General features: G+C 46.8%; 10 protein-coding genes. All 10 read left to right on the plus strand.

From position 1 onward, the window contains the following. Positions 1-155 precede the first annotated feature (155 nt). Positions 156-2,246, plus strand: coding sequence for a methyl-accepting chemotaxis protein (locus tag ABTV53_RS01830; RefSeq protein WP_433749960.1), 2,091 nt, complete (start codon positions 156-158; stop codon positions 2,244-2,246). Positions 2,247-2,435: 189 nt separating this feature from the next. Beyond that, a complete protein-coding gene (locus ABTV53_RS01835; protein WP_433749963.1) occupies positions 2,436-3,728 on the plus strand; it encodes an arsenic transporter in 1,293 nt (430 codons plus the stop codon). Positions 3,729-4,294: 566 nt separating this feature from the next. Beyond that, the gene (locus ABTV53_RS01840) at positions 4,295-5,215 is read left to right on the plus strand and encodes a phosphate ABC transporter substrate-binding protein PstS family protein (protein ID WP_433749966.1); all 921 of its coding nucleotides are present in this window, start codon (positions 4,295-4,297) and stop codon (positions 5,213-5,215) included. A gap of 115 nt (positions 5,216-5,330) precedes the next feature. Further along, positions 5,331-6,266 (plus strand): phosphate ABC transporter permease subunit PstC, encoded by a 936-nt coding sequence (gene pstC, locus ABTV53_RS01845; protein WP_433749969.1) that lies wholly within the window; start codon positions 5,331-5,333, stop codon positions 6,264-6,266. Positions 6,267-6,268: 2 nt separating this feature from the next. Next, on the plus strand, positions 6,269-7,156 hold the full coding sequence (pstA, locus tag ABTV53_RS01850; protein WP_091038374.1) for a phosphate ABC transporter permease PstA: 888 nt from the start codon (positions 6,269-6,271) through the stop codon (positions 7,154-7,156). 12 nt (positions 7,157-7,168) lie between these two features. Then, positions 7,169-7,924, plus strand: coding sequence for a phosphate ABC transporter ATP-binding protein PstB (gene pstB / locus ABTV53_RS01855; RefSeq protein ID WP_433749972.1), 756 nt, complete (start codon positions 7,169-7,171; stop codon positions 7,922-7,924). 145 nt (positions 7,925-8,069) lie between these two features. Then, positions 8,070-9,086, plus strand: a complete 1,017-nt coding sequence (locus ABTV53_RS01860) for a phosphotransferase enzyme family protein (protein ID WP_433754007.1) — start codon at positions 8,070-8,072, stop codon at positions 9,084-9,086. A 192-nt stretch (positions 9,087-9,278) separates the two neighbouring features. Continuing rightward, positions 9,279-9,989 carry a response regulator transcription factor gene (locus ABTV53_RS01865; protein ID WP_433749975.1) on the plus strand — a complete coding sequence of 237 codons (711 nt, stop codon included), beginning with the start codon at positions 9,279-9,281 and terminating at the stop codon, positions 9,987-9,989. Then, positions 9,986-11,476 carry an ATP-binding protein gene (locus ABTV53_RS01870; RefSeq protein WP_433749978.1) on the plus strand — a complete coding sequence of 497 codons (1,491 nt, stop codon included), beginning with the start codon at positions 9,986-9,988 and terminating at the stop codon, positions 11,474-11,476. Before ABTV53_RS01865 ends, ABTV53_RS01870 begins: the two co-directional genes overlap by 4 nt. A gap of 1 nt (position 11,477) precedes the next feature. Further along, the gene (locus tag ABTV53_RS01875; protein WP_433749981.1) at positions 11,478-12,569 is read left to right on the plus strand and encodes a LolA family protein; all 1,092 of its coding nucleotides are present in this window, start codon (positions 11,478-11,480) and stop codon (positions 12,567-12,569) included. The last annotated feature ends 135 nt before the right edge of the window (positions 12,570-12,704 follow it).

Here is a 12,704-nt window from a genome sequence, read left to right on the forward strand (position 1 = left end):
AGTCACTTCTGATCAGAGGTGGCTTGTTTGGCGTGCCTGCACATTTTTCTCTCAAATAAATCCGATCATTTAGCCGATATATATAGATAAGCCTTATAGAGTGCTCCATACATAAAAGAAAGAGGGCATTTTTACATTTAGAGGGGGATAAAGACATGAGTGAAACTCAGGATAATAAACCAATGAAAGCAGCGAAGCCTGCCAAACCAAAACATAATCAGAATAAAAAGAAGAATAAAAAGAAAGGTTTCGTCTGGAATATAAGGAACAAATTATTGGTCTCCTTCCTGGCCGTTCTGCTCCTGCCAAGCTTGGCAATCGGCTTGATCACACTAACGATGGCTGAAGATGGCGTACAAGGACAATTAGTGGATAGTGCCAAGCAAAGTGTGAGCACTGCCAATGCCATTGTAGAAAGCCAAGTGAATTACAAGATTCATGACATTAATTATTTTGCGGATGCACTTGATCCGACCCTGATTAAAGGGGAAAACGATAGTACAGAGATTCAAATGAAACTGGAGCAGTATCTGGGTTTACATCCGGATGCTATGAACATTTTTGTTGGAACAACGGACGGTGTCATGGTTCGAGGTAAAGCAAAAGCAAGTAGCACACGGGGAGATGCATATGATCCTAGGGAGCGGGAGTGGTATAAATTAGCGATGGAGAAACCAGGTACTGCTGTCGTGTCAGCTGTGTCCGTGAATACCGATGGCGTTGCCGTTGTATTTATCTCCAAAACATTAAAAGACGAATCTGGTGTTGTCGGCTTGTCTCTGGACTTGACAGATCTGCAAGAGCAGGCATCCATTAAGGTGGGTAAAGAAGGCTACGTCATTATTTTGGATGCGAACAAAAATTATGTCGTTTCTCCTGTAGTAGAGCCAGGTACACAGGAAACTAGCGGATCGCTGGATGAAATGTATGAGGGTCAAGAAGGACAATTCGATTACGTATTTAACGAGCAGCCGAAAATGATGATTTTTAATACAAATGAAGCAACGGGTTGGAAAATAGCTGGAACGATGTTCAAGAGTGAGATAACTAATGCGAGTAAGGATATTCGCATGATTACATTGATAGTGATTCTGGTGGCCACGTTCCTTACGCTCATCTTTATTATCTGGTTCACACGCTCCATGTTGCGTCCGATCAAACGACTGCAGGAATCGGCCAGAGCGGTAAGTAAAGGTGACCTGACTGTGAAAATGGAAACAGGACGTAAAGATGAAGTCGGAGAACTGGCGAAGTATTTTGAACGTATGGTGGATAACCTGCGGATGATGATTCTGGGTGTGCAGGAAACGACAGAGCAGGTATCAGCTTCTTCTCAAGAGTTGTCTGCCAGTGCAGAACAAACGACCAAAGCGATTGAACATTCAACACAGGCCATTCAGGAACTGGCTGAAGGTGCAGAGCAGCAGGTGAGCAGCGTGAAAGACGGATCGGGACAGATGAGCCGAATGGCCGAAGATGTTCGAATGATGTCGGAGCGTGTGCAATCGATTACGGCGAATATGCGGCATACGTCCGGTGCAGCTTCTTCTGGTAATGAGGCAGCTGGACAGGCTGTGGAACAGATGAACAGCATTCAGGAAACGGTGGAGCAGCTGGGAACGGTGGTTCAATCTCTGAATGCTCGTTCCGTTGAAATTGGTAGCATGGTTGACGTCATTGCATCCATCTCCAAACAAACGAACCTGCTCGCATTAAATGCTTCTATTGAAGCGGCAAGAGCGGGGGATGCGGGTCGAGGGTTTGCAGTTGTAGCCGGTGAGGTACGTAAACTGGCAGAAGAATCGGGAAGCTCGGCAGCGCAGATCGGTGAGGTGGTTCATAATATCCGTCAGGACATGGATGCCGCTCTAATCGCCATGAATGCGGCTCAGACTCGGGTAGGAGAAGGGATTCAGGCCGTGAATACGTCAGGACAATCCTTTGCTCAGATTCGGGAGGCGGTGGAAGATGCTGTTCATACATTGGATGACTTGTCCGCAACAACGAAGCAACTGGAGAGTGGTGCATCCCACGTTGCCAAGGCGATGAGCGATATTTCAAATGTAACCCAGGAATCGGCTGCGAATACAGAATCCGTGTCTGCATCTTCGCAAGAACAACTGGCATCGGTGGAAGAGATTGCATCCTCCTCGGCACATTTGAATAGCATGGCAGAACAATTACAAGGACTGCTTGGTATGTTCAAGATGGTAGAGGATACACCGAAGGATAAGGGCAAAGAATAAATCCTGGGATGTAGTCGACCATGATTTAACACACTTTCTCGAATAGAAGAAAATAAAGATAGACATTGCTCCTGCGGCCCTGTATAAATATATCGTCTGGTTCTTCCGCGCATCATGCGGTGTAATCTTACAATATAATGATGGAGTGAACGATAGAATATATCGAGACAGGGTACAGCAGGAGGCACTATGGTATACGTAGCGATATTGATTTTTGTAGTAACGATCACCTTGGTGATCTGGCAACCTCGTGGGTTGGGCATCGGTTGGACTGCCTCGGGTGGTGCATTGCTCGCCCTATTGTGTGGGGTTGTGAGCTTGAACGATGCTTCGGATGTGGCATCCATTGTATGGAATGCAACGCTGGCCTTTGTGGGCATTATTATGATTTCTCTAATTCTGGACGAGACGGGTTTCTTCGAATGGGCTGCCCTTCACATGGCAAGGCTGGCCGGAGGGGACGGTCGCAGACTGTTTTTATACTCCATTTTGCTTGGGGCCGCAGTGTCTGCTTTGTTCGCAAATGATGGTGCAGCGCTCATTCTGACGCCAATTGTGCTCGCAATGGTGCGTGCGTTGAAGTTCGATGAGCGCATGGTACTGGCTTTTGTGATGGCGAGTGGATTTATCGCGGATACCACATCGTTGCCGCTGGTCGTCAGCAATCTGGTCAACATTGTATCGGCTGATTTCTTTGGTATTACATTTGTGGAATATGCAGTGCGTATGGTTGTGCCGAATCTGTTCTCGATCGTAGCGAGTACGGGGATGCTGTTTTTGTTCTATCGCAAAAGCATACCCCGTCGCTACGATATCTCCGCAGCACGCGATCCGAAGGAAGCGATACGTGATCCACGGATGTTCCGAATCGCCTGGTTCATGCTTGGACTGTTATTGGTAGCTTACGCATCCAGTGAGTTTCTCCCGATTCCCGTATCGGTTATCGTTGGCTCCGTGGCCTTGCTGTTCGCTGTACTGGCACGCAAGAGCGAGGCTGTTGACCTCAAACGGGTAATCAAGGAAGCACCATGGTCGATTGTGGTGTTCTCGGTGGGTATGTATGTCGTCGTATATGGACTGCGTAATGCAGGATTAACAGATCATCTGAGTCGCTGGCTGGATGCCATAGCAGAGCATGGTCTGCTGGCTGCTTCGCTCGGGATGGGTATCATCGCGGCAGTATTGTCCTCGGTGATGAACAACCTGCCGACCGTTTTGATTAACCTGCTAGCCATCCAGGGTGCGCACACCGAAGGTATTATTCAAGAAGCATTGATCTATGCCAATGTCATTGGTTCCGATCTGGGTCCCAAAATGACTCCGATTGGGTCTCTTGCCACCTTGCTGTGGCTGCATGTGTTATCCCGCAAAGGTGTGAAGATCACATGGGGGTATTATTTCAAGGCTGGCATCATCCTGACGATTCCTACATTGTTAATTACCCTAGCCGGGTTGGCATTGTGGTTATGGATTCTGGGTTAGTAAAATTAGATTTTACATTAAGTATTCATAAGAAAGATAATTCTGTTGTAAATGTAAAAGCTGCTCTCACAGCTGGTGTTAAGCACCTAAGCATTTACATAAGGCCAGCCCATTGTAGGGCTGGCCTTCTTTGCATATTTCCTAGGCAGGATATTGAAATGCTTGAGATCCAACGAGCGCTGACACAGCACAGTACAGGGAAACCGCGATCGTAGTGAAGGGGACGGAATCGATTCTGAAGAAGCGAAGCGTTCGCCTTTGTCTCAGAAGAATGATCCGTAACCGGAACGGCCACTCATGGTATCAGCTACTTTATATATCTATAAGTAAATTTTTTTCTTGGAAATCTGGACACAATACGGATTGAGACAACGTCCGTTCCTGAAGCCGCCACTTCAGCGCAATTTGTCTCAGATGATTTTCAATATACAGCCGATATTTTTAACATTGCGTTTACAAAACACTGATTTTAAGATGACATACCGAAACTACAATAAGTAAAGAGTTGATGGTGAACAAACAAATTCACAAAACGCCATCACTACATTGGGGGAGGAAAACAAAACATGTTTAAAAAGTTGCCGTTTATTTTGATGACCTTAACGTTCGTACTGGTACTCGCAGCATGCGGATCGAAAAATGACGCGGGTACAGAGGGTGCCGCAAGCAATGGATCAGGAGAAGCTGCTCTTAGCGGTAACATTCTGGCCGTTGGATCAACAGCACTGCAACCTCTGGTAGAGCAAGCTGGACAAAAATTTATGGCAGTTGATGAATATAAGAACGTAACAGTACAAGTGCAAGGTGGCGGTAGTGGTACTGGTTTGACCCAAGTATCCGACGGACAAGCTACAATCGGTAACTCTGACGTATTTGCAGAAGAGAAAATCGATGACGCTGCAAAAGTAAGCGAACTGAAGGATCATCAAGTAGCTGTTGTAGCTATCGCGCCAGTTAGCAACAAAGATGTAGGTGTACAAGATTTGACGAAGCAACAACTGATCGACATTTTCTCCGGTAAAGTAACGAACTGGAAGGATGTTGGCGGTGCAGATCAAGCAATTGTCATCGTTAACCGTCCAAGCAGTTCTGGTACGCGTGCAACATTCGAAAAATTTGCACTGGGAACAAAAGTAGGAGATATTCAGGGTTCGATCCAGGAAGATTCCTCAGGTACAGTTAAGAAACTCGTGTCAGAGACTCCAGGCGCAATTGGTTATCTGGCTCTGTCCTACCTGGATGATAGCTTGCAGGTTCTGAAATACGAAGGTGTAGAAGCAACGGTTGAGAACGTAGAAGCAGGAACTTATCCAGTATGGGCTTACGAGCACATGTACACAAAAGGTGAGCCGGATGCAGCAACAAAAGCGTTCCTGGACTACATTCTGAGTGACGAAATTCAACAAAATGACGTGACAGAACTTGGATACATTCCAATGTCAGGTATGAAAGTAAAACGCGATGCAGCAGGTAACGTGATTGAGTAATCTTTGAACTTGCGCATACAGCGAAAGAGGCGGACTTAGGTCCCGCCTCTTTACGCGGTTTGCTCTAAAATAATCCCATATTTTGCATTAATTCTACTATAGAAGGATGGTTGTTATGGAACAGACCGAAGGGGGAACGGTAATGAATAACAAGTTGAAACCGCGCCGGCCCTTAAAAGAGAAACATTATTGGGAAGAGTGGACGGGACGGATCTATACGTCGATTTGTGTCGTTTTCCTGATCGTTGTCATGTTTTCCATTGTTTATTTTGTAGCATCCAAGGGACTATCGACATTTTTCCAAAATGGAATAAGCATAAGTGAGTTTCTTGGTGGGAAAACGTGGGATCCAACTGGAGAACCTGCTTTCTACGGGGCATTGCCGTTCATCACAGGTTCTTTCGTTACAACCTTGCTTGCAGCATTAATCGCAAGCCCGCTTGGCTTGTGTGCAGCGCTCTTCATGACAGAGATTGTACCGGGTAAAGGGAAAAAGATCCTGCAGCCTGCGATTGAGCTCTTGTCCGGAATTCCATCCGTTGTGTACGGATTTATCGGTCTGAGTGTCATCGTACCCTTGCTGCGCAGTATCTTTGGCGGAACAGGCGTCGGGATTGCAGCCGGATGTCTGGTTCTTGCGGTAATGATTCTTCCTACGGTGACAAGTATTATGGCAGATGCATTGTCCGCTTTGCCAAAAGGATTGCGTGAATCCTCCTACGCACTGGGTGCCACTCGCTGGCAAACCATCTACCGTGTCATTATTCCAACGACTTTGCCAGCTTTGTTGACAGGTGTCGTATTGGGGATGGCCCGTGCATTTGGTGAGGCTCTTGCTGTGCAGATGGTTATCGGTAATGCGCCGCATGTTCCAACATCCTTGCTCGAATCAGCTTCAACATTAACAAGTGTAATTACACTCAGCATGGGTAACACCACGATGGGTTCTGTTCATAACAATGCACTGTGGAGTATGGCGCTTGTCCTGCTGGTGATGACATTTGTCTTCGTCATTCTGGTTCGCCTGCTTGAAAGGAGGAACCGGGTATGAAAATGAAGGCAAAGACGGTAGATAAAATTGCAACATCCGTTATTGTTGTATTGGCCCTGTTCATTGTTATTCTATTGCTCGGTCTGCTTGGTTTCATCATGTATAGAGGCATTGGGCATATTAGCTGGAACTTCCTGACAAGTGCACCACAGTTGCTTAAGGGTGGTGGCGGGATTGGTCCACAGCTCTTCAACTCCATATTCTTGCTTGTTCTGACCTTGATTGTTACCATTCCACTCGGATGGGGCGGCGGGATTTACATGGCGGAATACGCCAAACCAGGCAAGATTACCAGCTTCATTCGTCTGGTCGTTGAAGTATTGTCATCATTCCCGTCCATCGTTATTGGTTTGTTTGGTCTCTTATTGCTTGTAAACACATTTGGTCTCGGTTTCTCCCTGATCTCGGGTGCCTTGGCTCTGGCGATCTTTAACTTGCCACTGATGGTACGGACAACGGAGCAGGCTTTCCGGGCCGTTCCGAAGGAACAGAAGGAAGCAGGTCTGGCGCTTGGACTGTCCAAGTGGAAGATTATCACTTCCATTCTGCTACCTGTGGCATTGCCGAGCTTGATTACGGGTACGATCCTGGCATCGGGCCGGATCTTTGGTGAAGCAGCTGCGCTGATGTTCACCGCAGGTATGAGTAGTCCACCTCTGGACTTTACAGATTGGAATCCGACGAGTCCAAGATCCCCGCTTAATCCTTTCCGTCCGGCAGAGACACTTGCTGTCCATATCTGGAAAGTGAATAGTGAAGGTATTGGGCCGGATTCCAAAGAAGTGGCAGCAGGGGCATCCGCCGTGCTTGTCATTCTCGTGCTGGCGTTCAATCTAAGTGCACGCTGGATCGGTCGGGTTGTATTCCGCCGCATGACAGCTTCGAAATAAGGAGGAACCAACATGGCCATACCTTTTGGTACGGAACAGTTAAGCATATATTATGGACATTTCCAGGCGGTCAAGCAGATTAGCCTGACGTTTCCCGAAGCGAGTGTAACGGCTCTTATTGGGCCGTCTGGTTGCGGTAAATCCACGTTCCTCCGATCACTCAACCGGATGAACGACGAAATTGCCGGTTCCCGTACAGAGGGACATATCTGGATGGACGGTAACGACCTGAATGAGCCTGGAACCGATGTAATCAAGCTTCGCCAGAAGATTGGCATGGTGTGGCAGAAGCCGAATCCTTTTCATAAGTCCATCTACAATAATATCGCGTTTGGCCCCCGCTACCGCGGTACGAAGAGTAAGAAGGCACTGGATGAAATTGTGGAAAAAAGCTTGCGTCGTGCTGCGCTCTGGGACGAAGTGAAAGACAGGCTGAACGAGTCAGCTCTGTCTCTCTCGGGTGGACAACAACAGCGCCTATGTATCGCTCGCGCTTTGTCTGTTGAACCACAGATTCTGCTGCTCGATGAGCCGGCATCTGCACTTGACCCGGTGTCTACGGGTAAGGTTGAGGAATTGATTACCGAGCTTAAGAAAGATCTGCGGATCGTTATTGTTACCCATAATATGCAGCAGGCGGCACGGATCTCAGATTACACCGCTTATTTTTATCTGGGAAGCATGATTGAGCACGGGGATACGGAGCACATTTTCACGAACCCGGACAATCGTCTGACGCAAGAATACATTATGGGACGTTTCGGTTAATTGGATCATGGAAGAAAGCACAATGCCTGGACGGTTGTTCGGGGGTTGTGCTTTTTTAATTTTATTTTGGAAGAATTTGCTGTATATAAAGCAACCATGCTACGATATTTAGTAATAGGAGAACGTTTACATTACTTTGAAGGAGATGTTGATCATCGCTACAGATCAGATGTCTTACGACCATATGGCAGCTCAGATTATACAGAACTACACTATTGAGAAACCTGTCGTATCTTATATTCGCCACAATGAGAATCTGACGTATCATGTCGTTGATGAAGCAAGCGGGCAGAAGTATCTGCTACGTATCCATCAAGCCGCATATGCAAGTATGACAGGCATTCAGCATACGCCTCCTGCGCTGGAGGCAGAGATGAACCTGCTTCATGAGTTAAATGCAACGACAGCATTGCGCGTTCAACATCCGGTACGCAATATATCGGGAGATTGGGTCACGGTATGGAAAAGTGAAGAGGGTAAAGAAATCTGCTGTACAGTACTGGAGTGGATTGAGGGCAGAGACATCCAGCAGGGAGGACGCCTGACAACAGAGCAGATCTATGATCTTGGGGCACAACTGCAGATGCTTCATCAATATGGGCGTGTGCAGAATCAGACAGATCGAACAAAGGTGCGGCCAGCATATGGAAATATCAACGAGAACTTGGTCATGCTAGGGCAGCTAGAGGAAGGCGTCCGACTGGGGATTTTTACAACGGAAGACTTTGATCTGCTTCGTGAGACGTTTGAGAACATTAATGAACAGTTAGAAACATACCCGCAGCACGCGGGGACATGGGGGATCATTCATGGGGATATTACTCGCAACAATCTGCTGATAACGGAGCAAGGAATTTCCATGATTGATTTTTGTCTACACGGGTATGGTTATTATCTTTTCGATGCCGGAGGGGCAGCGCTTATGTTCAATCGGGAGGAACGTGACATATTCTTATCAGGTTATACAAAACAGATCGCGCCACTTACGGATCGTGATATCCGATTAATGGAAGGGTTCATGTTGATCTTTACACTGGGTTATTATGCCTTTCAGATGGCGAATGAGTCGAGGTACGAATGGATGAAAGATCGCATGCCGAAGCTATGCAGCAAGTATTGCAGACCTTATGTACAGAACAAGAGCATCTTCTATGAGTTATGAGGTGTTTTCTTTTCTAGGAGCTATAACTTAGGATTAAGATTGTGAATAATACCTGGGCGTCCTGAACAATCGGGGGGCTCTTTTTGCATGCATTAGATAACGATCGTAATGGACATTTATGAAGAAAGTATAAACTCTGCGGAGAGTCAACTTTTCTTCGCTACAATATAGTCATGGGAGGATGAAGCAGCGATGAGAGACAGCGAGAATATATTGCTGGTGGAGGATGATCCGGAGATTGCCCGTATTTTGAGAGATCATCTACATCATGAGGGTTATGGGGTAACTTGGGCATCAAGCGGTTTGGAGAGCTGGGAAGACTTTAGGGAGGGAACCTATCAATTAGTCTTGTTGGATCTGATGCTGCCGGAAATGGATGGGTTCACGGTATGCAAAAACATCAGGCTGATCAGCGATGTTCCGCTGCTCATGATGAGTGCTCGAATCGAGGAAGAGAGCAAAGTCAGGGGGCTTGGGTTGGGAGCTGACGATTATATTACGAAGCCCTTCAGTCTAACGGAACTTACAGCTCGCATTAAATCTCATCTGAATAGGTACCGCAGATATCAGGGCGTAGAGCCGGATTCGACTGATCGGCAGTATAACGATGGGTTATCGATCGATTATTTGAATCAGCGCGCACAGCTTCATGGAGAACATGTGGCACTAACCAACAAGGAATGGGCTTTGCTCATACTGCTTGCCTCTCATCCGGGCCGGGTGTTTACCAAGGCGGAACTGTATGAACATGTCTGGAGTCAGCCAGAGGCGGGGAACTCGAGTACAGTCACAGTTCATGTGAAGAGCCTTCGGGCCAAACTTGGTGACGAGCCCCATCATCCACGCTGGATTCAGACGGTGTGGGGCAGTGGCTACCGGTTCGTGGGGGAGCCTGAGGAATGAAGCTGAAGTACTGGTTAATGCTTGCCTTCCTCATTGTAATGCTGCTGCCTGTCGTCGCTGGGTGGGCGCTGTACTCCCTGTATAACTATTACAATGATCAGCGTGCTGTAACGGAATATGTAGAGTTGTCCGGACAGATAGCCCCTATTGAACTGGCTTTATCTGACCCGGGACTGTACCGACTGCAATCGCCTGATGCCTTCGCTGCACTCTCCGAATTGGAGAATGGTCGGGTGAACTTTGATCTGTATTTACCAACAGGGATTCGGGTGTATACATCGGGGGGGAGTACATGGTCTGCTGGAGCTTACACCGTTGGGGGTGCGGAGCTGTATCGTAATTTGTACAACTTACAGATTCGTCATCGCACATTTTCGCTAAAAAAACCCGTTTGGGAAAAAGGTGAGTTGGTTGGCATTTACGAAATCGTCATGCTGCGTGGAGATTGGCTGGAAGGCATATCCTTGCGGACAACCTGGGTCATGGGTCTCGCTGCTGCTTTCTTTATCCTGTTATACGGAACAGTGCTGCGGCTTCTATCCAGAAAGCTCTTTCGGCCGATGAAATATCTCATAGAACGAATGGATGCTTTTGCACGGGGAGAGGTTGCTCCAGATGTGGTACCTGTTCGTCATGATGAAATGGGCACATTGCTCCAACAGTTTGATGCAATGCAAAACAAGATCAGACAAACTCGGGCTGATGTGGAACGGGAGCAAAAAGAAAAAGAGCTCATGATCGCCTCGTTATCCCATGATCTGAAAACACCGTTAATGTCCATTAGTGCCTATACGGAAGTTCTTAACGGTGATCGTAAAATTGAACGCCTTGAAAGGCAGGAATATCAGGATGTGTTGCTCGGGAATGTGGAGCGGATGAAACAGATGATTAGTGAACTTGAGATGTATACGGCGCTGGGTTCCAGTGAATCGGAGATGGCCATGGTTGAGGTGGAAGGTGAGGAGTTTTTCGATATGCTGCTTGGGAGCTATGAGGGACTTGCCGAGCGTGGGCAGATTGACGTGAAGATGGATGTCCGCACAGATCAACTGTACCGAGTTCATCCCGAACAACTGATGCGCCTGACAGATAATCTGATCAATAATGCATTACGCCACACAAGGACGAACGGTGTAATGGGACTAGGGGTTATTGCTTCAGATGGGGAGCTTCCTGAATGGATTATTCCTTCGCTTGGAGCTGAATTGGATAACTACAGGGCAGGAGCAACATTGATCATAGTACAAAACGAAGGTCCTGCTATTCCTGAAGAACAGCTCATTCGTATCTTCGAACCCTATGTTCAACACCAGAATCAGGAGGAGAAGATGTATGCAGGTGGTTCGGGATTGGGGTTGAGTATAGCCAAACGGGTTGCAATAAAGCACGGAGGGGATATGCGCATGTGGTCATACGAAGGATATGGAACGCTGGCAGCATGCCGATTGCCTGAACATGGAGAATGTAAACGCAGAGAGGATGGGTAAGATGATGAAAAAAGGATGGATGATGCTGGGTACTGCTTTGCTTGCAGGCGCCCTGCTTGGAGGTTGCGCGGAGAAGGATATGCTGGCTATGTCAGGAGACGATATGATTGAGAAGGTTGTCTCAGCAGAAACAGAACCTGCCTCATATTATGCGGAAGGTGTGATGAAGATATGGGCGGACGACAAGCTGACTAACACCATGCAAATTAAGGAATGGGTAGATGGTGAAACTGGACGAAAGCGCACGGAAACATCCGAGAATGGCAATGTCAGTTACGCAGTTAATAACGGAAAGGAGATCATCCTTTATGAAAAAGAAACAGGAGCAGCATATTCCATGGATGCATCATCCGTGTCACAACAGCCTAATCAAACCCAGAAGCAAATATTGGTTGATCAACTAGAGCGGTTACGTACTACGCATGATGTGAATATGATGGGACAGGAGAAACTTCATGGACAGGACGTCATTCATATTGAATTGACACCAAAAGAAGAAGGCGCATTCTCCATATCTTCAGAGTATTGGGTAGATCCCAAAACGTGGATGATTGTCAAAGTAAACAGCACGTATGGGGATGGGAAATCAGAAATGGTCTATGATCCGATTCAGTATGACCCTGAATTCACAAAGGATACTTTCGTAATTGACATCCCTAAGGAGGTCGATGTGAAGGACTTGAACGATATGATGCAGAATTCCGAAGTGACCCTAAAGGAAGCGGAAAAAGCGTTGGAACAGCCGTTCCTACAGGACATGAGTGGAGAATTCGAACGATCACGGATCGAAATGTCTACATTGGGCGGTGAGATGAGCAGAGATGAAGTAACATTGTATTATGTACGTGACGACAAGGTAGAAGTCAGTCTGACAGTATTCAAGATGCCGGAAGAAAATGTGGACGATACACTAATGCCGGATGAAGCCAAGATTAAGGTTCGTAACACCGAGGGTTCATATATGAAGAGCATTCGGAACATATCATGGAGTGAAAATGGCTTGCGGTACTCCGTCATGGGTGAAAACGAAGGATGGACGAAAGAGAAGCTTCAAGCTTGGATAAATGAATTGAAGCTGCCTAATCATTCCTAATGAGTTGATAAAGATGATAATTATACGTCACTTTTATTGACATATAATGTGTAGCATATTAATCTGTAAGTATATGTACCAGATATGTACCAGATATGTACCAGATATAATTCAATTGAACAGAAGACACACGTT

The organism is Paenibacillus amylolyticus (genome assembly GCF_050990605.1).
In the GTDB taxonomy this organism is placed as follows: Bacteria; Bacillota; Bacilli; order Paenibacillales; family Paenibacillaceae; genus Paenibacillus; species Paenibacillus amylolyticus_H.